This is a genomic window from Nonomuraea harbinensis (assembly GCF_019396385.1).
In the GTDB taxonomy this organism is placed as follows: Bacteria; Actinomycetota; Actinomycetes; order Streptosporangiales; family Streptosporangiaceae; genus Nonomuraea; species Nonomuraea ferruginea.
Genome location: NZ_JAHKRN010000061.1, coordinates 17,069 through 40,461, shown reverse-complemented (window position 1 = coordinate 40,461; position 23,393 = coordinate 17,069). Strand labels below are relative to the sequence as shown.

Genomic DNA, 23,393 nt, shown 5'->3' with positions numbered 1-23,393 from the left:
GGGGTCGTTACGGCAGGGGCGGGAGGTCGGGCGGGGTGGCGGCTGGGCACTCCTCCAGGGCGGAGAGTGCCAGCTCCACGGCCTTCTCCAGCTGGGGGTCGCGGCCGGCCGCGCGGTCCTGGGGTGTCATGACGACCTCGATGTCCGGGTCGACGCCGTGGTTCTCCACCCCCCAGCCGTGCCCTTCCAGCCAGAACGAGTAGCGCGGCTGGGTGACGACGGTGCCGTCGACCAGCGAGTAGCGCGAGTCGATGCCGATCACGCCGCCCCAGGTGCGGACGCCGACGAGGGGGCCGATGCCGCGGTTCTTGATGCCGGCGCTGACGATGTCGCCGTCGGAGCCGGCGAACTCGTCGGTCACCGTGACGACGGGCCCGCGCGGGGAGTCCTCGGGATAGCGCGTCGGCTGGTGGCCGCGGACCCGGATCCAGCCGGTGACCTTGCGCGACAGCTTCTCCAGGATGAGCTCGGACACGTGCCCGCCGCCGTTCTCGCGCACGTCCACGACGAGTCCCTCGTACGCCATCTCGGTACGCAGGTCGCGGTGGAACTGCGCCCACCCGGACGCCACCATGTCGGGCACGTGCAGGTAGCCGAGCCGCCCGCCGGACGCCTCGCGGACGAACGCGCGCCGGCCCTCGACCCAGTCGTGGTAGCGCAGCCGGGTCTCGTCGGCGATCGGGGTGACCACGACCTTGCGGGTCTCGCCGCCGGCGGCCGGGCGGACGGTCAGCTGGATCGGCTGGTTCGCGGTGCCCGCCAGGAGCGGGAGCGGCCCGCGTACCGGATCGACGGGACGGCCGTTGACGGCGACGAGGGCGTCGCCCTGGCGGACCGCGACGCCGGGCGCGAGCAGCGGCGAGCGCGCGTCGTGGTCGGACGACTCGCCCGCGATGACGCGCTCGACCCGCCAGGTGCCGTCCTCGTCGCGGGCCAGGTCGGCGCCGAGCAGGCCCTGGCGGCGGCGCGGGTCGACCGTGGGGCCGTTGCCGATGGCGTACGCGTGGGAGGTGCCGAGCTCGCCCTGCACTTCCCAGAGCAGGTCGATCAGCTCCGAGTAGGCACCGATGCGCTCGGCGAGGGGCGCGTAGCGGTCGAGGACGCCCTGCCAGTCGACGCCGTTCATGTCGGCGCGCCAGAAGTGGTCGCGCATGAGCCGGCCGGCCTCGCGGTAGCCCTGCCGCCATTCGGCGACGGGGTCGAGCTGGACGGCGACCCGGTCGAGCTCGATGGTGACGACCTCGTCGCCCTCGCTCGCGGAGCGGGTCTGCAGGCCGTTCTTGCCGTTGAGCACCAGCCGGGTGCCGTCGCCGCTCACCTCGAAGGCGCGGAACTCCTTGCCCAGCTCGCTCTTGGCGCGCTTCTTCAGGTCGTAGCGTTCCAGCGTGATCTCGCCGGCGGGTTCGGTGCCGTCGCCGAGCCGGCCGGCGAGCGGGTGCCGCAGCCACAGCAGCGCGTCCTTGGCGGTGCGCAGGTTGACGTAACGGCCGGCGGGCACCGGGACCGGCACCACGCGGGAGGCGAGCCCTTCGGGGTCGACCTCGGTGCGCGGCGGCGCGTCGTCCTTCTTCTTCTCCTCCGCCTGCGGGTGGTCGTCCTCGCCGTTGAAGCCCCGTCCCTGCAGGCTGGGGTCGAACGGGGAGGGGGTGGTGGCGCGCAGCGGCACCAGGTACGGGCGGCAGCCGACGGGGAACGACAGGTCGAACACGTGCGCGTCGTACACCGGGTCGAACGTGCGCACCGACAGGAACGCCAGGTGCTTGCCGTCGCGGGTGAAGACCGGGTCGTAGTCGGCGAAGCGCAGCGGCGTCACCTCGATGGTGGAGGTGCCGTCGACGCGGCCCATCTTGATCTGCGACAGCGGCTCCTGGTGCGGGTGCACCCAGGCCAGCCAGGCGGAGTCGGGAGAGAACGTGAGCCCGCTGATGTCGCCGTGGCCGGTGCGGTCGAGCTCGCGGTGCGCGCCGGTCTCGACGTCGACGACCAGGAGCCGGCCGTCGTGGGTGGCGACGGCGGCGTGCTTGCCGTCGGGCGAGGCGGCCAGGTCGAGCACGCGGCCGAGCTCGCCGGCGGCGAGGGTGCGGATCTCACCGCCGGGGGTGCCGATCTCCAGGCCGTCCTCGCCGGTGGCGTCGGACACCCAGAGGGCGCGGCCGTCCGAGTCGAGCACGCGCGGCAGCCGTACCCGGACGCCCGGCTCGGCGCGGAGCGTGCCGGCGGGGCCGTCGCGGTGGGTCACCCAGTGGGCGGTGCCGCGGATCTCGACCGCGCTGGCGCGGCCGGTCGCGTCCGGGGAGAACCCGCCGGCGCGGGCGGGCGCGGGCCGCCTGGCGCGGGCCGGGCGCGGCCCGCCGAGCTTGATGTCGAGCCGGTACGGTTCGGCGTCGAGGCTCTCCAGCAGCCACAGGTCACCGGCGTGGCTGTAGACGATCCGCTCGCCGTCGGTGGTGGCGTGGCGGGCGTAGAACTCCTCGTGGCCGGTGTGCCTGCGCGGGTCGGAGCCGTCGGGCAGGGTCGAGTAGAGGTTGCCGATGCCGTCGGTGTCGGCGAGGAAGGCGATCCTGTCGCCGATCCACATGGCGGCCCAGTGCTGGGCGGGGTTGTCGGCGAACAGGCGGGTGAACTCTCCGGAGCCTTCGGCGTCGATCCAGATCTTGCCGGCGGTGCCGCCGCGGTAGCGCTTCCACTGGGACGGCTCGCGCCACATGGGCGAGACGGTCACCACCCGGTCGCGGCTGACGGCGACTTCGCTCACCCACCCGTACGGCAGGCGGGTGGCCGGGCCGCCGTCGAGCGGGACGGCGTGGGCCCACGTCCTGGTGCGGCCGCCCTGCCCGGCGGCGCTGACGACGTGCACCTGCCCGTCGGCGCTCCATCCGCGCACCTGGGTCGACGGGCTCCCCCAGTGGGTGAGCCGCTCGCCTTCCGGCCCGTCGAGCTCGGCGGCGAACGCCTCGGGCGCGCCCTCGCGGGTGCTGGTCCAGGCGATGCGGGCGCCATCGGGTGAGAGACGGGGGTTCGACACGGGGGTGCGGTCGGCGGTGAACCGCCATGCGCGCCCGCCGGCGATCGGGGCGAGCCAGACGTCGTCGTCGGCGACGAAGGTGACCAGGTCACCGCACAGGTGGGGGAATCTCAGGTATGCGCCAGTTGTCACAGGTAGACACTAGTGCGCGCTCCGCCGAGGGGATGACACGATTTCGCGCCGAGGGCTGCGAGGAATGAAGACACGGTCAAAACCGGACAGACTCCCGGATGTCGTGAAAAATCACGGGAAGGGGGTGTTGCGACGCATAGTCGGGAGGCATGCATGCGTATCTTCGCCCGTCCTCACCAGATCCCGCCCCGCGTGGCGGCGGGGGCGTTCATCCTGAACTCCGGCCTGAGCAAGGCCGGCGCCGACGAGGGGACCGCCGCCGGCACCCATGGGATGGCCGTCGGCGTCTACCCCTTCCTGGAGAAGCACGAGCCGCAGGAGTTCACCAGGCTGCTGGCCAAGAGCGAGATCGCGCTCGGCGCCGCGCTGCTGCTGCCGATGGTGCCTTCGCTGCTGGCCGGGGCGGCATTGACCGCCTTCGCCGGAGGGCTGCTCGGCCTCTATCTCAAGACTCCCGGCATGCGTCAGGAAGGCAGCCTCAAGCCCACGCCCGAGGGCATCGGTCTGGCCAAGGACGTCTGGATGCTCGGCATCGGACTCGGGCTGGTGCTGGAGGAGCTGGGCGACCGGATGGCGTCCCCGTACGCCGGAAAGTAGGGCCACCATGGCAGAGTTCGGCTACACCCTGATGTGCGAGCAGACGCCCGCACGGCAGCTCGTGGACTTCGCCGCCAGGTCCGAGCAGGCCGGCTTCGACTACGCGGTCATCTCCGATCACTACTTCCCCTGGCTGGAGGAGATGGGTCACTCACCGTACGCCTGGTCGGTGCTCGGCGCCGCCGCGCAGGCGACCGAACGCCTGCCTCTGATGACGTACGTGACCTGTCCGCTGATGCGTTACCACCCGGCGGTGGTGGCGCAGAAGGCCGCCACGATGGCGGTGCTGAGCGAGGGCCGGTTCTCACTCGGGCTCGGCGCGGGCGAGAACCTGAACGAGCACGTCGTCGGCGAGGGCTGGCCGTCCGCCGACGTCCGCCACCGCATGCTCCGCGAGGCGGTGCGGATCATCAGGGAGCTGCTCGGCGGTGGTTACGTCACCTTCCAGGGCGAGTTCTACGACGTCGACTCGGCCAAGCTCTACGACCTGCCGGACGATCCGGTCCCCATCGGCATCGCCGCCTCCGGCGACGCCTCGGCGCGGCTCGCGGCCGAGTACGGGGACGTCCTGGTCGTCAACGAGCCGATGCCGGACGTGGTGCGGAGTTTCCAGAACGACGGCGGCTCCGGCAAGCCGGTGTACGGGCAGCTCGCGATCGCCTACGACACCGACGCGGAGGCGGCGAAGGAGCGGGCCCACCGGCTGTGGCGCTGGTCCGCGGTCGGCGGCTGGAAGGTGATGGCCGAGCTGCCCGGCCCGGTGAACTTCCGGGCCGCGGCCGGCACGGTCAGGCCCGACGACGTGGCGGGGAGCGTCCCGTGCGGCGCCGACGTGGACGCGGTCGTCGAGGCTGTCCGCGCCTATCTAGAGGCCGGCCACACGCACGTCGCCCTGGTCCAGATCGGCGCCGACCAGCAGGAACCGTTCTTCCAGTGGGCGGAGAAGGAGCTCCTGCCCGCTCTGCGCCGCCTCTGAGCTCACTCCGCGTCGCGGGGTTCGTCCGTGGGCTCCGGCTCCGGCCGGCAGTCCTGGGAGCACCCGCCGAACCGGGCGGAGTCGATCGGGGTGAACCGCTGAGGCGGCGAGCCGGCCAGCGCGCCGATCATCGTCTCCTTCCAGATGGGACCCGGCAGGGCGGCCCCGTCGACGGCGCCGTAGTACCTCCCGCCGATCGTCACCCCGGCCAGCTTGTGGGCCTGGGAGCCGCGCGGGTCGCCGATGCTCACCGCCGCCGCCAGGTCGGGGGTGAAGCCGGCGAACCAGGCGGTCGCGTAGCCGTCGGTGGTGCCGGTCTTGCCCGCCGCGTCGCGGCCGATGCCGCCGACGCCGCGCATCGTGCCGTCGGTGAACACGCCGGACAGCACGTCGGCGGTCGCGTCAGCGACGGCGGGCTCCAGCGCCTGACGGCACTTCGGCCGGTAGGCGGTGGCCTCGCCGTCGCGGCCGGTGATCCGGGTGATCGCCATCGGCGCGCAGTAGCGGCCGCGTGCCGCGATGCCCGCGTACGCGCCGGCCACCGTCACCGGGTCCATCTCGTCGATGCCGAGCGTGAACGTCTCGTACTCGCTCAGCGGGCGGCCGTCGGCCCGGCGGATGCCCAGGTCCTCGGCCGTGGTGACCGTCTCGCACAGGCCCACGCGCCGCTCCAGCTCCATGAAGAACGTGTTGACCGAGCTCCAGGTGCCGGTGCGCAGCGTCTTCCATCCCGGCGAGCCCTCGTCGTTGGTGACCGTGTGGCCGGGGTCGCCGACGTTCTCGCCCGCGCAGTTCCTGAACGCCGCGGGACCCGGCGCCCGGTAGCCCGCCCCCGCGCTCAGTCCGTCGCCGGTCTTCATGCCCTGCTTCAGCGCGGTGATCAAGGTGAAGGTCTTGAACGTGGAGCCCGCCTGGAACCCGGCGCCGCCGCCGTGCCCGGCGTCCGCGACGACGTTGTACGAGATCTCGTTCCTGGCCTTGCTCCGCCCGTACGGCCTGCTCGCCGCCATGGCCCTGATCGCTCCGGTGCCGGGCTCGACGAGGGCTTCGGCGGCGACGGGGTGGTCCGAGGCGTGCACGTACCTCTTGACGGCCCGGTCGGCGGCGGCCTGCATGGCCGGGTCGAGCGTGGTCCTGATGGTCAGGCCGCCGCCGTTGAGCATGCGCAGGCGCGCCCTGGCGGTCTTGCCGAAGGCGGGGTTGTTGGCGATCTCCTGGCGGACATATATACAGAAGTACGGATATTTGCTGGCTTCGCAGCCACCGGGGAGCTTCTTGCCTTTGTAGCCCAGTTTGGTGGCCTTCGCCTTGGCCGCCTCCGCCGGGGTGATCGCGCCCAGTTCGGCCATCCGGTTCAGCACGACGTCGCGGCGCTTCAGCAGCCGCGCGCGGTGCTTCTCGCCGAGGTTCGGGTCCGTGGCGTTGGGGTCCTGCACGGCGCCGGCCAGGGTGGCCGCCTGCGGCAGCGTGAGCCGGCTCGCCCGGACGCCGAAGAACCGCTTGGCCGCCGCCTCGACGCCGTAGGCGCCGGCACCGAAGTACGCGATGTTCAGATATTTCTCGAGGATCTGGTCCTTGGTGTACTTCTCCTCCACGCCCATGGCGTACCTGAGCTCTCTCAGCTTGCGCGCGTAGCTGGACTCCAGGGCGGCGTTCCGCTCCTCCTCGGTGCCGGCGGCGTTGAGCAGCACCTGCTTGACGTACTGCTGGGTGATGCTCGACCCGCCCTGGCTCACCCGGCCCGCCTGCAGGTTCTTGGCCAGCGCCCGGATCGTGCCTTCGAGGTCGATCGCGCCGTGCTCGTAGAAGCGGTAGTCCTCGATGGCGACGATCGCCGTCCGCATGACCTCCGCGACCCGGTCGAGGCCGACGACCTCGCGGTACTCCTCGTAGAAGCGGGCGATCTCCTTGCCCCGTACGTCCAGCACGACCGAGACCTCGGGCAGCGGCGGCTCGGCCAGTTCGACCGGCCGCAGGTCGGCCACCGCCGCGGCCGACATGAACCCGAGACCCGCGCCGCCCACGGTCGGCGCCGCGAGCCCCGCCACGAGCACGCCCGCCGCCGCCCCTGCGGCGGTGAGCCGTACGATCTTCGTCCCCCGACGTGCCATCAGTGCCCTTTGTCCTTCTGTCGCCCGGCAGTGGGCAGGAGCAAAGCAGACCTGATCGGATGGCGTCCAATAGCGATATGGGAAAGCAGGTGATATCGGTGTGCATATCACCGCTGGTCAGCCCGTACACGACGAAGGCCGCCGCGCCCCCGGGGGTGCGGCGGCCTCGCGATTCGCGTCAGGGGACGATGTTGACCAGCTTCGGCGCGCGCACGATCACCCGCCGGGGCTCGCCCCGCAGGTGGGCCCGCACCTTCTCCGAAGCCAGCGCGATCGACCGCAGCTCGTCCTCGGCGATCTCCGGCGAGACCTCCAGCCGGTCGCGCACCTTGCCCGCCACCTGGACCACGCAGGTCACCAGGTCGCGCACCAGCAGCGCGGGCTCGGCGCTCGGCCAGCCCGCCTTGGAGACGGTGCCGCCCTGGTGGCCGAGGCGCTCCCAGCCCTCCTCGGCGGTGTAGGGGGCCACCAGCGACAGCATGACGGCCAGCGTCTCGGCCGCCTCGCGGACGGCCGGGTCGGCGGCGCCGGGCCCGGAGTCGATCGCCCGCCGGGCGGCGGTGGTCAGCTCCATCATGCGGGCCACCGCGACGTTGAAGCGGTGGGAGTCGACCAGCTTGGTGACCTCGTCGATCGTGCGGTGGGTGACCTTGCGCAGCTCGACGTCGCCGCCCTCGAACGGGGCGCCGGGCTCGCTGGTCACCTCCGACATCACGCGCAGCGCGCGGGCCAGGAACTTCTGCGACGCGGCGGGCGAGACGTCGGCCCAGTCGATGTCGTCCTCGGGCGGGCCGGCGAAGACCATGGTCAGGCGCACCGCGTCGACGCCGAAGTCGTCGATCTGCTTGCCCAGGTCGACGCCGTTGCCCAGCGACTTGGACATCGCCTTGCCGCCGTTGATGACCTGGCCCTGGTTGAGCAGGCGCAGGAACGGCTCGGTGAAGCCGACCATGCCCATGTCGTACAGGACCTTGGTGAAGAACCGCGAGTAGAGCAGGTGGAGCACGGCGTGCTCGACCCCGCCGACGTACTGGTCGATCGGGCCCCACCTGCGCACCTGCTCGACGTCGAACGGGCCGTCGGTGTAGCCCGGCGAGCAGTAACGCAGGAAGTACCACGACGAGTCGACGAAGGTGTCCATCGTGTCGGTGTCGCGCTGGGCGCGGCCGCCGCACTTGGGGCAGTCGACGTTGACCCAGTCGGTCGCGCTGGCCAGCGGGCTGACGCCCTTCGGCGCCAGCGCCTCGCCGCGCAGGTCGGGCAGGGTGACGGGGAGCTGCTCGTCGGGGACGGGCACCTCGCCGCAGTCGGGGCAGTGGATGATCGGGATCGGCGTGCCCCAGTAGCGCTGGCGGGACAGCAGCCAGTCGCGCAGCCGGAAGTTGACCGCGCCGCGGCCCCTGCCCTCGGCCTCCAGGACCTGGATGATCTCGGCGATGGCCTCGGCCTTGCCCAGCCCGTCGAGCGGCCCGGAGTTGACCATCTCGCCCTCGCCCGAGGTGGCGACGCCGGTCTCGCCGGGGTCGGCCAGCCCGGTGTGGACCACCACCCGCACCGGCAGGCCGAACTTCCTGGCGAAGTCGAGGTCGCGCTGGTCGTGGGCGGGCACCGCCATGATGGCGCCGTGGCCGTAGTCGGACAGCACGTAGTCGGCCGCCCAGACGGGGATGCGCTCGCCGTTGACCGGGTTGATCGCGTGGCGGCCCAGGAAGACGCCCGTCTTCTCCTTCTCGGTGGACAGCCGCTCGATGTCGCTCAGCTTGGCGACCTCGGCGCGGTAGGCCTCGAAGGCCGGGCGGTGCTCGTCGGTGACGATCTCGTCGGCCAGCGCCGCGTCGACGGCGACCACGAAGAACGTGGCGCCGAACAGGGTGTCGGGCCGGGTGGTGAAGACGTGCACCGGCTCGTCGCGGCCCTCGATCTCGAAGACCACGTCGGCGCCCTCGGAGCGGCCGATCCAGTTGCGCTGCATGGTCATCACGCGCTCGGGCCAGCCGCCCTCCAGCTGGTCCATGTCGTCGAGCAGGCGCTGCGCGTAGTCGGTGATCTTGAAGTACCACTGCGTGAGCTCGCGCCTGATGACGTCGGCGCCGCACCGCTCGCACTTGCCGGCCACGACCTGCTCGTTGGCCAGCACGGTCTGGTCGTTGGGGCACCAGTTGACCAGGCCGCCCTTGCGGTAGGCGAGGCCGCGCTCGAAGAAGCGGTTGAACAGCCACTGGTTCCAGTGGAAGTAGTCGGGGTCGCTCGTGTGCAGGCGGCGCGACCAGTCGAAGGAGATGCCGTAGCGCTTGAACGAGTTGGCCTGCGTCTCGATGTTGCGGTAGGTCCACTCCGCGGGGTGGGCGTCGCGCTTGATCGCGGCGTTCTCGGCGGGCAGGCCGAAGGAGTCCCAGCCGATGGGGTGCAGGACGTTGTAGCCGCGCTGGAACCAGTAGCGCGCGATGACGTCCGCCAGGGCGAAGACCTCGCCGTGGCCCATGTGGAGGTCACCCGACGGGTAGGGGAACATGTCGAGCAGGTAGCGCCGCTCACGGGGATCGGCGGCGTCCTCGCTCGCCCGGAACGGGTCCATCTCCTCCCAGCGCGGCTGCCACTTGGCCTGCAGCGCCTGCGGGTCGTACTCACTCACGGCGGTTGTCCTTCTGATTGACTCGGACTCGGACCCATAAGAAAACCCCCCGTGACCAGGACGAGGGGCAGCCGCGACGGCGAGGAACTCAGAACCGTCGCGGCCCGGTAAGGAGCAGGGTCGCGGAACGCATACGTCAAGCCTAGCGCACGTCTTCGGCTGAATGCGGGCGGCCGATCGAGGTACGAGGGCACAATGGGCCCTTCAGGCTCGCGAGACCTGATGGTGATCTATCCGTTGTGACCTCATATGTCCCATTAGAATACGCTCGTCACCGTGGTGCACTCAGCTGGACCGGAACGTTCGGAGGCCGACCTGCCGATGCAGGATCCGCCGACCGATCCGCATGGCTTCGCCCGTTTCGCTGCGGAGTCGGCTGACTCTCTTGGAAAATCCCATGAGATCATGCACGGTACGTCGAGTCCGGACAAGCGCTCAGGAGGGCCGGAACCCATGGCATCGGAGAATTCCGGAGCGTCGCACCGGCCACCCTCCTGGCCCGAAGTTCCGCGGCAGGACGTGCCCACCGCGTGGCCCGAGGCGCCAGGCTCTCAGCCCTCGTGGCCGGAGCCGCCCCGCGACGACATTCCCACCGCGTGGCCGGACGCCCGGCAGGGCGGCGCTCCCACGTCCCGGCCGCCCGGCCCGTCCTGGCCCGAGACGCCGCCGTCCGCCCCCGCCTGGCCCGACGCGGGCTCGCAGGGCCCGTCGTCCCCGCCCGCGTCGTGGCCGGACGCCCCGTCCGCCTCGCGGGGCGCCTCCTGGCCCGAGGCGCCGCCCGCCGCCCAGCCCTCGTGGCCGGAGCCGCCGCCGGTCAAGGACCCGGTGCCCGCCTGGTCCGAGCCGCCGGCCTCGTCCTACTCCGACGCCTGGTCCAACCTGAACTCCCCCGCCCCCTGGCCGCAGCAGGCCGACACCTCCCGCCCCGGCGACCCGCTGGACGGGACGATGACCATGAACCGGGTGCCCGACCTGCAGCCCGCCCCGGTGGACCCGGACGCCGCGATCCTCGGCTCGTACGGTCCTGGCGGGCTCGACGACCACCCGGGACGCGCGCGCAGCTCCGCCGCCGCCGCCGACGAGCACACGATGATGTACGGACGAGCGAGCCTCACCGGTTCCGGCGCCAACCCCGTACCCAGCCACTCGGACACCTACGGCGGTCCTGGACGCTCCGACAGGTACGGCGGCGCGGACGGCCACGCCGGTTCCGGCGGCATGGACGGATACGGCAGCCCCGGTGGCGGCGGTTCCGGGCGCTCGGACGCTTACGGCTCCGGCGGCTCCGGCGGCATGGACGGATACGGCGCCAACCGGTACGGCAACCCCGGGGGTTCCGACGGGTACGGCGGGCAGGGTGTCGCCGACCCCGGCGCGCGGAACGGCTACCCCGGCGCGGGCGGCCCGGAGGGCTACGCCGGCCCCGGCGCACGGGCCGCGCACGCCGGAGCGGGCGTGGAAGCCCCGGCCGGTCCAGGCGGAGGCGGTCCCGGTGGCCCTGGCGGCCCAGGCGGCCCAGGCGGTCCCGGTGGTCTTGGCGGCTCCGGTGGTTCCGGTAGTCACGGTGGTTCCGGGGGGCCTGGCGGCGTGCCCGGTGGACCGTACGGCCCCGGCGGGTCCGGCGGCTCCCATGGGCCGGGCGGCCCCGGAGGGCCGGGCCACGGCGGACGAGGCGGAGCCGACGGCCCTTACGGTCCCAGCGGGCCCGACGGGCCCTACGGCCCTGGCGGTCACGGCGGAGCCGACGGCCCTTACGGTCCTGGCGGGCCCGGTGGAGCTGACGGTCCCTACGGACCTGGGGGTCAAGGCGGAGCTGACGGTCCGTACGGCGGAGCCGACGGCCCGTACGGACCTGGCGGGCCCGGCGGTCACGGCGGGGCCGACGGCCCGTACGGTCCGGGTGGACCTGGCGGGCCTGCTGGGCATGGTCATGGTGGGCCCGGGACCGAGCAGGGCAGGCCCGGGGCGAACCTCAGCCGCGACCCCTCCGACCCTGACCGCCCGTTCGTGACGGCCGGTCAGATCAGCGGCTCCCGCACCCCTCCCCCCGAGCGCCAGCAGGAGCTCTGGAACACCGTCTTCGGCGACAACTACCAGGCGATGGGCGAGCCGGAGTCGCTGGACGAGCCCGGCAAGCCGCTGTGGATCTACGCCCTGGCCAGCTCGGCGGCCGTAGCCCTGGTGATCGCGCTGCTGTGGGCGTTCATCGCCGGCCCGCTGGCGAGCGAGGACCCGGGCAAGTCCGCGGCGCAGGCCACCCCGTCCCAGTCGGCCCCCGCCACCCCGAGGAAGACGTCCGTCACGATCGGCAGGCTGCCCGCGTACAAGGGCCAGGCGTCTCCGGTGACCGGGACCGTCCAGGACCCGCAGGCGGGCATCCAGGTCCCCCGGCTCGGCGGCACCTGGCGGCTCGACGAGCGGCCGACGGTCAAGGGCACCTATGGGTACGACACGCGCCAGTACGCCATGGTCGGCGACGACCTGGCCGCCCAGGTGCTGACCGGCCCGCTGCCCGCCAAGCTGGCGGGCAGGTACACCTCTCCGGACGACCTGGAGCCGGTGATCAAGGCGGTCGTGGTCGACGCGCGCAAGCGGCTCTACGCGGACGGCAACAAGGTACGCAAGATCGCCCAGCAGTCGCTGAAGGTGGGCGACAGCACGGGCAGGCTGATCGCCTACTCGCTCACCTCGCCCACCGAGAAGGCCACGGTCGTCGCCGCCGCGATCAACACGGGCGGCGACGTGCCGGCGATCGTCTTCATGTCGGTGCCCGCGGAGGGCAAGGCGCTGCTGCCGGACGTCAACACCGTCGTCAAGCGGCTGCGCCTGATCTCCCAGGGGTGACCGTCAGAACCTGCACTCCATGTGCTTGATCCCGTTGATGAAGCTGGAGTGCAGCCGGTCCGGGTTGTGACCCTCGATGCCGGGGACGCGCCGCAGCAGCTCGCGGAACATCACCGTGATCTCGCGGCGCGCCAGGTGGGCGCCGAGGCAGAAGTGCGGCCCCGGCCCGCCGAAGCCGACGTGCGGGTTGGGGTGGCGGGTGATGTCGAAGCGCTCGGGGTCGTCGAACACCTCGGGGTCGCGGTTGGCGGCCCAGTAGTAGAGCACGACCTTCTCGCCCGCGCGGTACGGGTTGCCGTTCATGACGTGGTCGCGGGTGACCTTGCGGCGCATGAAGTTGACCGGTGACGCGAGGCGGACGATCTCCTCGACCGCGGTCGGCGCGTGCTTGTCGAAGTCCTGGCTCCAGAGCTCGCGCTGCTCGGGGTTCTTGGTGAGCAGGCGCAGTCCGTACGAGATGGCGTTGCGGGTGGTCTCGTTGCCCGCCACGACGAGCAGGATGAAGAACGAGCCGAGCTCCTGCATGGTCAGCCGCTCGCCGTCGATGTTGGCGTTGACCAGCGAGGAGGTGAGGTCACTCGTCGGGTTGTCGGCGCGGTGGGCGGCCAGGTCCTGGACGAGCTGCTGGAGCTCCATGCCGGCGGTGAGCAGGCGCTCGGCGATGCCCTCGACGTCGGTGCCGACGTACTCGGGGTCGAAGCCGCCGAGGATCATGTTGGAGCGCTCGAAGACGAACTGGTAGTCGCGCTCCGGGATGCCCATCATGTCGCAGATGATCTTCAGGGGCAGACGGGCGGCGACCTCGGTGACGAAGTCGCAGCCGGGGCCGTTGGCGAGGAGGTCGTCGACGATCTTCGCGGCGGCGGTGTCGACGTCCGACTCGAACTGCTTGATCATCTTGGGCGTGAAGGCCCGGGAGACGATGCGACGCAGGCGGGCGTGGCGCGGGTCGTCCATGTTGATCATGGAGCCGAAGTACTCGGTGAACTCCGCCGGCATGTCGGGGATGTTCGTCGCGCCGCCGTCGCCGGAGCAGAAGACCTCCGGGTTGCGGCTGGCTTCGAGGATGTCGGCATGCTTGACCAGGGCGTGGTAGCCGGGACCCCTGGGCGCGAAGGAGATCTCCGGCTCCGCGAAGAAGGCCGGCGCCGCACGCCGGCGCAGCAGGTCGAAGGCCTGCCTCCGCTCCGACATGGGCCTGGCCCAGAAGTGGGTGTCCGACAGGTCGAAGTCGAGGACGCTCATGGTGCCCATCATTCGAGCATGGGCGGTTCCGCGTCAACACTTTGCACGTACACCGTACGTACCTTTCATCCGGAGTCACGTATACACCGGGTATATACCTCCGGTGTATAGTCGTCCGCCATGACAGTCCCCCTGGCCCTCCTGGGCCTGCTGGATCGCGAGCCCAGCTACGGATACGACCTGAAGCGCGCCTACGACACCTACTTCGGCCGGGGCAAGCCGCTCCCCTTCGGGCAGGTCTACTCCACGCTCGGCCGCCTGGCCAGGGACGGCAAGGTCACGGCCGGTCAGAGCGAGCCCGGCGAGGGCCCCGACCGCAAGCGCTACGCCATCACCCCGGTCGGCAGGCAGGAGGTGGAGGCGTGGCTGGCCGAGCCGGTGGCCGCGGAGCCGCTGCTGCAGACGGTCCTGTTCACGAAGGTCGTGCTGGCGCTGATGCTGGGCCACGACGCGCACGGCTATCTCGACGCGCAGCGCGCCACCCACATGCGGCGCATGCGTGAGCTGTCGGAGATCAAACGCTCCGGCGCCCTGGTCGACGCCCTGCTCGCCGACCACGCCCTGTTCCACCTGGAGGCCGACCTGCGCTGGATCGACGTGACCACGGCCCGCCTGGGCGCGCTGGCGGAGACGGTGCGGCAGTCATGACCGTCGACGGCCTTCCTGTGCCCGGACCGTTGCTGGAGGCCCGCTCCGTCGACCGCTCCCACGGCCGTACGCGGGCGCTGCGCGAGGCGAACCTCTCCGTGACGGCGGGAGAGATCCTGGCGATCATGGGCCCGAGCGGCTCCGGCAAGTCCACGCTGCTCCACTGCCTGGCCGGCGTCTTCACCCCCGACGCGGGCGAGGTCTGGTTCGGCGGGCGGCGGCTGGACACCCTGAGCGACGCCAGGCGGTCCGAGCTGCGCCGCACCGCGTTCGGCTTCGTCTTCCAGTTCGGCCAGCTGGTGCCGGAGCTCACGGTGGCCGACAACGTCGCCCTGCCGCTGTTGCTCGGCAGGGCCGGGCGCAAGCAGGCCTACCATCGGGCGCGCGGCTGGCTGCGGCGGCTGGAGCTGGACGACCTGGGCGAGCGGCGCACCGGCGAGCTGTCCGGAGGGCAGGCGCAGCGGGTGGCGATCGCCAGGGCGCTGGTGACGCGGCCCCAGGTGATCTTCGCGGACGAGCCCACCGGCGCGCTCGACTCGCTCGCCGGCGAGAAGGTCATGGAACTGCTCGTCGGCCTGGCCCGCCAGGAGGGCGTGACCGTGATCGTGGTGACCCACGACGCCCGCGTCGCCGCCTGCGCCGACCGGGAGGTCATGGTGCGTGACGGCAAGGTCACCGACCCCTACGCCGGCGGAGCCGTCCGATGACGCTCTGGCTGGGCCTGCGGCTGTCGCTGCGCGGCGGCCGGGAGGCGGCCGTCCGGCTGGCGCTCGTCACCGCCTCCGTCGCGATGGGGGTGACGGTGCTGCTGTCCACGGTGGCGCTGTTCAACGCCTTCCAGGTGACCGCTGACCGCCCGTGCTGGGAGTGCACGACCGGCTCCGCGCCGGGCGGCTGGGCCCTGGGCGCCACCCCGGGCGCCGTGCTGTGGAACCACCGCCAGGACTCCTACGCGGGCCGCCCGATCAAGTGGCTCGACGTCGCCGTCCTCGACGGAACGCCCACGCCGGCCGTGCCCGGCGTCCCCGAGCTGCCCGGCGCGGGGCGCCACTACGTCTCGCCCGCGCTCGCCGAGCTGATGGACGCCGTGCCACGCGAACAGCTCGCCGGCCGCTTTCCCGGCGACCGCGCCGGGCTGATCGGACGGGCGGCGCTGTCCGGCCCTGATGACCTGGTCGTCGTCGTCGGCCGGACCCCCGGCGAGCTGGCCGCCATGGCCGGCACCGTGGCCGTCGACGCCGTCACCACCACCCCGCGCGCGGACGACACCGCGGCCCTCTACGAGCACGGCTTCGGCATCGCCGCCATCGGCCTGATCTTCCCGCTGCTCGTCCTCGTCGGCACGGCCACCCGGCTGGCCTCCGCCCGCCGCGAGGCGCGCTTCGCGGCGATCAGGCTGGCGGGCGCCACCGCGCGGCAGATCAACGTGATCGCGTCGGTGGACGCGGCGCTCGGCGCGCTGCTGGGCGCGCTCGCCGGCGTCGCGGCCTTCCAGGCGGTGCGGCCCGCCCTGGCCGGCGTCGCCGTCACCGGCTCCCGCTTCTTCCCCGACGTGGTCGCGCCGACCGCGCTCCAGTACGGCGCCGTGGTCGCGGGCGTGCCGCTCGCCGCCGCCGGCGCCGCGCTGTGGTCGCTGCGCCGGGTGCGGATCACACCGCTCGGCGCGGCGCGTAAGGTGCGGGCCGCCGCCCCGGGATGGTGGCGGGTGCTCCCGCTGCTGGCGGGGCTGGGGCTGTTCGCGGGCCCGGTGTTCGCGGGCGGCGAGGACCCGGACGCGCTGCTCGTCGACGCCGGCCTGGCGCTGATCATGGTCGGTCTCGTGGTGGCCGGGCCGTGGCTGACGATGCTGGCCGCGCGGCTGGCCGCCCGTGTCACGCGCGGCGCGGCGACGTTGCTGGCCGCGCGGCGGCTGGCGGCCGACCCGAAGGGGGCCTTCCGGTCGGTGAACGGGATCGTGCTGGCGGTCTTCATCGGCACGGCCGTCGCCGGGATCGTCCCCGCCGTCGTCTCGGGCCAGGAGGCGGCGGGCGGCGGCACGCTGAACGAGGTCATGCGGGCGCCGTTCGGGTACGCCGACGCCGCCGAGGGTCAGCCTCTGCCGCCCGCCACGGCGGCCGAGCTGCTCGCCAAGTTACGCGCCCATCCCGGCGTCACCGTGCTGCCGATCTACCGCAGGGCCGATACGCCTGCCTTGCCCGACGGCCCTCCGCCGTGCGACCCGGGCCCCGGCTGCAGGCTCGACTTCCTGCTCGGGCACGTGGTCGAATGCGACGCCCTGGCCGCCTTCCCGGCGCTCGGCCGGTGCGCCCCGGGCGTCCACGCGGTGACGGCCGACTTCAACCGGCTGCTGACCAGCGACAACATGCTCTCCGTCGACCGAAACCTGCCGGTCGTGGACGCGGGCAACAAGGCCGACACGGCCACCGCCGACCGGCCCCTGGCCGCGGTGCTGATCCACTCGGCCGACCCGGTCATCCGTGAGCGGATCCGTACGCTGCTCAACCCGTACGTCGCCCTCTCCGGCAGCGCCGAGACACCGCAGACGTTCGCCGAGGTCGCCCGGGCCCGCGCGGTGCTGCTGGACCAGGTGGAACGCGTCGCGCTGGCCATCGTCGCGCTGACCCTGCTGGTGGCGGGCTGCGGCCTGCTGGTGGCGGTCGCCGGCGGCGTGGTGGAGCGCAGGCAGCCGTTCACGCTGCTGCGGCTGTGCGGCACGCCGACACGGACGCTTTCCAGGGTGATGCTGCTGGAGACGGCCGTCCCGGTGGTGCTGGCCGCCCTGGTGGCGGCGGGCGCGGGCTTCGGCGTGGCCGGGCCGGTGATCAACCAGCTGGCGATCAAGAGCGCCCCGGCGACGATGCCGGGCCCCGCCTACTTCCTGACCGTCGGCGGCGGGCTGCTGGCCGCCCTGCTGATCGCCCTCGCCGGTCTGCCGCTGCTCAAGCGCGTGACCACCCCCGACAACGCCCGCTTCGAATAGGACCGCCGATGATCAAGACATGTGTCCGGCGGCTGGCCGCGCCGCTCGCGACCGCACTGGCCGCCTCCCTCCTCGTGGCGGCGCCCGCGCCGGCGGGGGCCGCCGAAGGCCGCTACGCCGCCGACATCAGGCGCACCGAGTACGGCATTCCGCACATCTCCGCGAAGGACCACGGCGGCCTCGGCTACGGCTACGGTTACGCCTTCGCGGAGGACAACCTGTGCGTCATGGCCTCGTGGGCGCTCACCCTGCGCGGCGAGCGGTCGCGCCACTTCGGCGCGGAGGCGATGTCGGACGACGCCGTCGACCCGGTCTCCAACCTGGCCAGCGACGTGTACTACAAGAGCGTCCACGCGTCGGGCGTGCTGCGCCGGGTGCTCGCCCGCCCGGCGCCCCACGGCCCCGGTGCCGAGGTGCGGGCGCTCGTGGACGGCTACGTGGCCGGGTTCAACCGCTACCTGAGCGAGACGGGGGTGGCGGGGTTGCCCGACCCGGCCTGCCGGGGCAAGGACTGGGTCGGCCCCATCACCGCCACGGACGTCTGGATGAACCTGCTCGACCTCGGCCGCCTGGCCGGAAGCTCCTCGTTCAAGGAGGCCATCGCCGCCTCCGGGCAGGAGGAAGAGGAGGCGAAGCAGCCGGACAGGAAGAAGAAGGTGAGCGCCCCCGGCAGCAACGCCTACGCCCTCGGGCGCGAGGCCACCCGCAGCGGCCACGGCATGCTGCTGGCCGACCCCCACTTCCCGTGGAACGGGAGCCGCCGTTTCTACCAGGTCCACCTGACCATCCCGGGCGTGCTCGACGTGTCGGGCGGCAGCCTGTACGGCACCCCCATGGTCCAGATCGGCCACAACGCGAGCGTGGCCTGGACGCACACCGTCTCCCACGCCCAGCGCTTCACCCTGTACCGGCTCAAGCTGGTGCCGGGCCGGCGCACCACGTACCTGGTGGACGGCCGGCCCGAGCCGATGGGCCGGCAGGAGGTGTCGGTCACCGTCCGGGACGCCGGGGGCGCGACCCGCGCCGTCACCACCACCCTGTACACCTCCCGGTACGGCCCGGTGCTGGCCACCGGCTGGACGGAGGGGACGGCGATCGCCCTGGCCGACGTCAACGCCGCCAATCTGCGCTTCGCCGACGAGTGGCTGGCCATGGGCACCGCCCGCGACCTGGCCGGGCTGCGCCGCGCGCAGGACACCTACCAGGGGATGCCCTTCGTCTACACGCTCGCCGCGGACGCCGGCGGCGAGACGTACTTCGCCGACGCCTCGGTGGTCCCGCACGTCACCGACGAGCAGGCGGATCGCTGCCGCGCCGGGGACGACCCGGAGATGCTCATCCTGGACGGGTCCACGTCGGCCTGCCTGTGGGGCGAGGACGCGGACGCGATCGAGCCGGGCGTCTTCGGCCCCGCCGCCCAGCCCCGGCTGGCCCGCGCCGACTACGTGACCAACGCCAACGCCGACCCCTGGCTGACCAACCCGGAGGCCCCGCTCACCGACTATCCGCGCATCTTCGGCGACACCCGCACGCAACGGGACCTGCGCACCCGGGTCGGCCTCGACATGATCGCCCAGCGGCTGTCGGGCGACGACGGGCTCGGCGCCCCCGGCTTCACGCTGGACACTCTCCGGCGGACGGCGACGGGCAAGCGCAACCTGAGTGCCGAGCTGCTCCGCCCGGATCTGCGCGCGCTGTGCCGGGCCAGGCCGGTGATGACGGCGAGCGACGGCGAGAAGGTCGACGTCCGCCGGGCCTGCGCCACGCTGACGGCCTGGGACGGGCGGGCCCGCCTGGACAGCCGTGGCGCGATCCTGTGGCGCGAGTTCTTCCTGGGCCTGCACCGCCCGCAGAGACGGCCCGACGGCGGGGTCATCCCGCCGAGGAGCTGGTGGAAGGTGCCGTTCGACCCCGAGCACCCGCTCACCACACCGCGCGGGCTCGACCTCGCCAACCCGGCGGTGCCGGCCGCGCTGGCCGACGCCGTGCGGCTCTTCAGGGCCAACGACCTCCCGCTGACGCTGACGCCGGGGCAGGCCCAGTGGTACGGCGCCGTCCCGGTGCCGGGCTGCACCGAGGCGGAGGGCTGCTTCGACCGGATCCGCGCCCGCGGCGCGCTCGGCGAGGAAGGCCGCTATGCGGACGTCGACACCGGCTCCAGCTTCCTGATGGCCGTGGAGCTGACGCCGTCCGGGCCGCGCGCCCGCACCGTGCTGACGTACTCCCTGTCGGCCAACTCGACCTCGCCGCACCACGCCGACCAGACCGAGCTGTTCTCGCGCGGCCGGTGGGTGACCGGGCGGTTCACCGAGGCCGAGATCAGGGCGTATCCGGGGCTCACGACGGTGTCACTGCGTTGACGCGGGCCTGGCGGAAAACCCGTGGTGGTCGCCGGCGGGTGATCGCTAAGGTGGCCGCGTGACGTTCTTCTACCTGCGTTAGCGACCCGCCGGCGGGTCGCGGACGACCCACCGCCGGCGATGCGGGACGGCCTGCCGCCGTCCCGGGTCGCGACGTGGGAGAAGACAGGTGCGAGATTCGCAACCTGCGGAGGGACGCCGGGCGCGTTCTTCCGCGCACACTCTTGCCGTGGCACGGTCGGTTCGTGGCATCGAACCGCTGGTCGCCGCGGAGATCCGGAATTCACGGCTGGGCCGGGTGAGCGGGCTGCGCCATCGTGAGGTGTGGTTCGAGCCCTCGGGCTCCTGGGCCGGGCTGACAGGGCTGCGGACGGCCGACGACGTGCTGCTGGTGGCGGCCGTCGTGGACGGTGTCGGGCCCGCCCGCGCGGCCCTGCGCCGCCTGGCCGCCGCCGCCCGTACGATCACGTACCCCGGCGTCCCCGCGCAGCCGGGGATCGAGGTTTCCGCGTCGTTCGTGGGGCGGCGCAACTACACGCGGTTCGAGATCGAGGACGCCGTCGGGGCGGAGCTGGCGCGGCGGCTGGGTTCGCCGTACCACTCGCGCTCGGGCGGCGCGGCGCCGCCCGGCGGGTGCCTCGCGTGGCGGGTCACGATCGAGGGCGACCGGGCGGTGATCGCGGTACGGATCGCGGGCCGGCCGCTGCACCGCAGGCCGTACAAGACGGCCTCGATCCGGGGCACCCTGCACCCGCCGCTGGCCGCCGCCATGGCCGGTCTGGCCCGGCTCGCCGGGGCGCGCACGGTCCTGGACCCGTGCTGCGGCGCGGGCACCACCCTCATCGAGGCCGCCGCGCTCGCGCCGCAGGCCCTCCTCCTGGGCCTCGACCACGACCCGGCCGCCATCGCGGCCGCCCGCGAGAACGCCCGCCACGCCGAGAACGGCACGGACGGCGCACCCCGCCGCACGGCTGACCTCCGCGGCCCGGCCGGCGGGATCCGCACGGGCAGGGGCACGAGGTTCCGGTGGGGGGTTGCTGACGCCGGGCGGGTGCCGGTGGCCGGGGGCAGTGTCGACCGGGTGCTGGTGAATCCGCCGTGGGGGCGTCAGGTGCCGCCCGCCGGGGAGCTCGCCCGGGAGCCGGACCGGCTGTGGCGGGAGATCCGCCGCGTGCTGGCCCGCGACGGGCTGGTGGTGGCGTTGTCGTACGACGAAGGCGGGGACCCGCCGGAGTTCGAGACCGTGGAGCGGGTGGAGGTCAGCCTGTCGGGGCGGCACCCCGTACTGGCCGTGCTGCGGCTCAGGGAACGGCGGCGAGCCAGTCGAGGACGAGCCGGTTGACCACGTCCGGCCGCTCCAGGTGCAGGAAGTGGCCCGCGCCGGGCACCAGCTCGGCGCGGGAGCCCGGCGGCAGGTGCGGCAGTGCCTGCTTGACCACGTCGGGCGTGAGGCAGCCGTCGCGGTCGCCGTGCAGGTAGAGGATGGGCGTCGACTCCGCCCTGCCCGGGTCCGGGTAGCGCCCGGAGGGCGGGGTGGTGCCCATCATGGCCCGGTAGTAGCCGATGGCCGCCGCCAGGTTGGCCGGCTCCCCGATGCTGCGGCGCACGAAGGCGAGGTCGTCGGAGGCGTCGTAGCCGGGCGACCAGTCCTGCCAGAGCCGGTCCAGGAACCCCGGGGTGGCGGCGGCCGACTCGGCCAGCGGCGTCTGGAAGAGGAACACGTAGAACGACCGCTTGAGCTGGTCATAGTCCATCAGCCCGGCGAGCAGCGCGGCGGGCGGCGGGACCGCCATGGTCACGGCCGCCCGGAACCGGTCGGCGACCGCGTACGCGGGGAACGCCCCCCAGTCGTGCCCGACGAGCACCGCGCGCTCGTCGCCGCCGAGCTCCTCGTGCAGGGCGAGCACGTCGGCGGCGAGCGCGGCGCCCTCGTAGGCGGCGTCGGCGGGGATCTCGGTCGGCGCGTAGCCGCGGGTGAAGGGCGCGACCGCGCGGTAGCCGCGCCCGGCGAGCTCAGGCAGCAGGTGACGCCAGGTGTGCGCGGTGTCGGGGAAGCCGTGCAGGCACAGCGCCAGCGGCCCGTCCCCCACGGTCAGATACGAGAACTCCACCCCGTTGGCGTGGACGGTTCTGATCTCCATGACTGCGCAACCTAACATTCCGGACGCCCGTGCGGGGGCGTCCGGGGCCGATCAGCTTTCGGCGATCAGGTCGGCCGCCTTCTCACCGATCATCACCGCCGGGGCGTGGGTGTGGCCCCGGTTGAGCGTCGGCATGACGGAGGCGTCCGCCACCCGCAGCCCCGCCACGCCGCGCACGCGCAGCGACGGGTCCACGACCGACGCCTCGTCCACGCCCATCCGGCAGGTGCCGACGGGGTGGTAGAGGGTCTCGCCGCGTTCCCTGATCCACTGGGCGATCTCCTCGTCGCTCTCCGGCATGGTGTACGGGGGCATCGGCCCGCCCGCGTACGGCTTCATCGCGTTGGTGGCGAACACCTGCTTGGCCGTCTTGAGCCCGGCCGTCAGCCGTTCGACGTCGACGCCGGCGCTCAGGTAGGCGGGGTCGACCACCACCTCGCGGCCGTTCAGGCCGATCCTGCCCCGGCTCTCGGGCTGCAGCAGCACGACGCCGACGGTCAGCCCGTGGCCGGTGGGCGGGGTGAGGCCGTGGTCCTTGAACGGCACGGGGGCGTAGATCAGCTCGATGTCGGGGGCCGGCTCCTCCGGGGAGGTCCTGATGAAGGCGACCGCCTCGCCCACGTTCGAGGTGAGCATGCCGGAGCGGAACACCAGGTAGCGCAGCAGGTTGGCGACGGACTCCGCCCTGGTGAGCGTGACGGGCTTGGTGCAGGAGACGAAGGCGCCGGTGGACAGGTGGTCCTGGAGGTTCTTGCCGACCTCGGGGAGGTCGCGCACGACCGGCACGCCGGCGTCGCGCAGTTCGTCGCCGGCTCCGACGCCGGAGCGCATGAGCAGGTAGGGGGAGCCGATGGCGCCCGCCGACAGGATGACCTCGCGCCTGGCCCTGATCTGGGCGCCGCCGCTGTGCTCGATGCCGGTGGCGCGCCCGTCCTCGATCGTGATCCGGTCCACGGGGGCCTCGGTGATCACGGTGAGGTTCGGCCGGGGCAGCGCGGGGCGCAGGTACGCGTCCGCGGCGCTCCAGCGGCGGCCCCGGTCCTGGGTGACGGGGGTGGGGCTGTAGCCCTCGTTGGACGGGCCGTTGAGCTCGTCCAGGCGGCGTAACCCGAGCTCCTCGCAGGCCTTGAGGAACGCGGCGGTGGTGACGTTGGGGCTGCGCAGCTCGGAGATGAGCAGCGGGCCGGTGGTCCCGTAGACGCCGCCGTGGTTGCTGCCGACGCGGCGCTCGGCCCGGTGGAAGTACGGCAGCACGTCCTCGTACCCCCAGCCGGGGATCCGCCACTGGTCGTAGTCCAGGGCGCAGCCGCGCACCCACATCTGGGCGTTGAGCGAGGAGGAGCCGCCGAGGACCCGCCCGCGCGGCCAGTAGAGCTCGCGCCCGGCCATCTCGCCCTGCTTCGCGGTGGTGAAGTCCCAGTCGTACGGGGTCTTGAAGAGTTTGGGGAACCCGAGGGGCATGCGGATCTCGAGCTTGTCGTCCTGGCCGCCGGCCTCGACGAGCGCCACGGACACCGCGGGGTCGGCCGAGAGCCTCGCCGCCAGCACGCACCCCGCCGAACCGGCTCCGACGATCACGTAGTCGTACTCCATGGACCCCTCCCAGGGGCGAGTAACTTGTTACTTGCTTACTCCAGCGGCGGCATCGCGTCCATATGCATCTGTAACCTGAGTTACCTACCGGTTGGTATGCCCCCGCTGC

The 23,393-nt window shown here is 72.9% G+C and carries 14 protein-coding genes; 8 read left to right on the top strand and 6 right to left on the bottom strand.

Annotated features, from left to right (window positions below):
* Positions 1–7: 7 nt before the first annotated feature.
* Positions 8–3,157: a S41 family peptidase gene (locus KME79_RS38730; RefSeq protein WP_219550696.1), complete on the bottom strand. Its 3,150-nt coding sequence runs from the start codon at positions 3,155–3,157 to the stop codon at positions 8–10.
* A gap of 153 nt (positions 3,158–3,310) precedes the next feature.
* Here KME79_RS38730 and KME79_RS38725 point away from each other — a divergent pair, with 153 nt between their 5' ends.
* Both KME79_RS38725 and KME79_RS38720 read left to right on the top strand, forming a co-directional pair.
* Positions 3,311–3,754, top strand: coding sequence for a hypothetical protein (locus KME79_RS38725; protein WP_148030135.1), 444 nt, complete (start codon positions 3,311–3,313; stop codon positions 3,752–3,754).
* Positions 3,755–3,761: 7 nt separating this feature from the next.
* Positions 3,762–4,730 (top strand): TIGR03557 family F420-dependent LLM class oxidoreductase, encoded by a 969-nt coding sequence (locus KME79_RS38720; RefSeq protein ID WP_148030134.1) that lies wholly within the window; start codon positions 3,762–3,764, stop codon positions 4,728–4,730.
* 2 nt (positions 4,731–4,732) lie between these two features.
* Here KME79_RS38720 and KME79_RS38715 read toward each other — a convergent pair whose 3' ends face one another.
* On the bottom strand, positions 4,733–6,841 hold the full coding sequence (locus KME79_RS38715) for a transglycosylase domain-containing protein (RefSeq protein ID WP_219550691.1): 2,109 nt from the start codon (positions 6,839–6,841) through the stop codon (positions 4,733–4,735).
* 178 nt (positions 6,842–7,019) lie between these two features.
* Positions 7,020–9,473 (bottom strand): leucine--tRNA ligase, encoded by a 2,454-nt coding sequence (gene leuS, locus KME79_RS38710; RefSeq protein WP_219550686.1) that lies wholly within the window; start codon positions 9,471–9,473, stop codon positions 7,020–7,022.
* Positions 9,474–9,992: 519 nt separating this feature from the next.
* Between leuS and KME79_RS38705 the strand changes: the two genes are divergently transcribed.
* The gene (locus tag KME79_RS38705) at positions 9,993–12,317 is read left to right on the top strand and encodes a hypothetical protein (protein ID WP_219550728.1); all 2,325 of its coding nucleotides are present in this window, start codon (positions 9,993–9,995) and stop codon (positions 12,315–12,317) included.
* Between the two features lie 3 nt (positions 12,318–12,320).
* Here the strand turns inward: KME79_RS38705 and KME79_RS38700 are convergent, their stop codons facing one another.
* A complete protein-coding gene (locus KME79_RS38700; RefSeq protein ID WP_148030131.1) occupies positions 12,321–13,562 on the bottom strand; it encodes a cytochrome P450 in 1,242 nt (413 codons plus the stop codon).
* Positions 13,563–13,682: 120 nt separating this feature from the next.
* On the opposite strand from KME79_RS38700, the gene KME79_RS38695 reads away from it, so the two are divergent.
* The 5 genes from KME79_RS38695 (at position 13,683) to KME79_RS38675 (ending at position 20,892) form a co-directional block, all read left to right on the top strand.
* Positions 13,683–14,210, top strand: coding sequence for a PadR family transcriptional regulator (locus tag KME79_RS38695; protein WP_148030130.1), 528 nt, complete (start codon positions 13,683–13,685; stop codon positions 14,208–14,210).
* On the top strand, positions 14,207–14,917 hold the full coding sequence (locus KME79_RS38690; RefSeq protein ID WP_148030129.1) for an ABC transporter ATP-binding protein: 711 nt from the start codon (positions 14,207–14,209) through the stop codon (positions 14,915–14,917). The genes KME79_RS38695 and KME79_RS38690 overlap by 4 nt, the downstream gene beginning before the upstream one ends.
* A complete protein-coding gene (locus tag KME79_RS38685) occupies positions 14,914–17,190 on the top strand; it encodes an FtsX-like permease family protein (protein WP_219550679.1) in 2,277 nt (758 codons plus the stop codon). The genes KME79_RS38690 and KME79_RS38685 overlap by 4 nt, the downstream gene beginning before the upstream one ends.
* Before the next feature lie 8 nt (positions 17,191–17,198).
* On the top strand, positions 17,199–19,550 hold the full coding sequence (locus KME79_RS38680; protein ID WP_219550677.1) for a penicillin acylase family protein: 2,352 nt from the start codon (positions 17,199–17,201) through the stop codon (positions 19,548–19,550).
* A gap of 229 nt (positions 19,551–19,779) precedes the next feature.
* Positions 19,780–20,892, top strand: coding sequence for a TRM11 family SAM-dependent methyltransferase (locus tag KME79_RS38675; protein ID WP_219550676.1), 1,113 nt, complete (start codon positions 19,780–19,782; stop codon positions 20,890–20,892).
* Here KME79_RS38675 and KME79_RS38670 read toward each other — a convergent pair.
* Together KME79_RS38670 and KME79_RS38665 are read right to left on the bottom strand one after the other, a co-directional pair.
* Complete coding sequence (locus KME79_RS38670) at positions 20,852–21,691, bottom strand: alpha/beta fold hydrolase (protein WP_219550675.1); 840 nt, start codon at positions 21,689–21,691, stop codon at positions 20,852–20,854. The two genes, KME79_RS38675 and KME79_RS38670, sit on opposite strands and share 41 nt — an antisense overlap.
* Before the next feature lie 51 nt (positions 21,692–21,742).
* Entirely contained in the window at positions 21,743–23,284 is a 1,542-nt protein-coding gene (locus KME79_RS38665) for a GMC family oxidoreductase (protein ID WP_219550673.1), read from the bottom strand.
* Between the last annotated feature and the right edge of the window lie 109 nt (positions 23,285–23,393).

What these genes read in the sequence shown, in the direction of transcription:
- KME79_RS38680 (WP_219550677.1), top strand. Translation starts at nt 17,199, where the DNA reads ATGATCAAGACATGTGTCCGGCGGCTGGCCGCGCCGCTCGCGACCGCA.
- KME79_RS38725 (WP_148030135.1), top strand. Translation starts at nt 3,311, where the DNA reads ATGCGTATCTTCGCCCGTCCTCACCAGATCCCGCCCCGCGTGGCGGCG.
- KME79_RS38685 (WP_219550679.1), top strand. Translation starts at nt 14,914, where the DNA reads ATGACGCTCTGGCTGGGCCTGCGGCTGTCGCTGCGCGGCGGCCGGGAG.
- KME79_RS38690 (WP_148030129.1), top strand. Translation starts at nt 14,207, where the DNA reads ATGACCGTCGACGGCCTTCCTGTGCCCGGACCGTTGCTGGAGGCCCGC.
- KME79_RS38700 (WP_148030131.1), bottom strand. Translation starts at nt 13,562, where the DNA reads ATGAGCGTCCTCGACTTCGACCTGTCGGACACCCACTTCTGGGCCAGG.
- KME79_RS38665 (WP_219550673.1), bottom strand. Translation starts at nt 23,284, where the DNA reads ATGGAGTACGACTACGTGATCGTCGGAGCCGGTTCGGCGGGGTGCGTG.
- KME79_RS38720 (WP_148030134.1), top strand. Translation starts at nt 3,762, where the DNA reads ATGGCAGAGTTCGGCTACACCCTGATGTGCGAGCAGACGCCCGCACGG.
- KME79_RS38670 (WP_219550675.1), bottom strand. Translation starts at nt 21,691, where the DNA reads ATGGAGATCAGAACCGTCCACGCCAACGGGGTGGAGTTCTCGTATCTG.
- KME79_RS38715 (WP_219550691.1), bottom strand. Translation starts at nt 6,841, where the DNA reads ATGGCACGTCGGGGGACGAAGATCGTACGGCTCACCGCCGCAGGGGCG.
- KME79_RS38695 (WP_148030130.1), top strand. Translation starts at nt 13,683, where the DNA reads ATGACAGTCCCCCTGGCCCTCCTGGGCCTGCTGGATCGCGAGCCCAGC.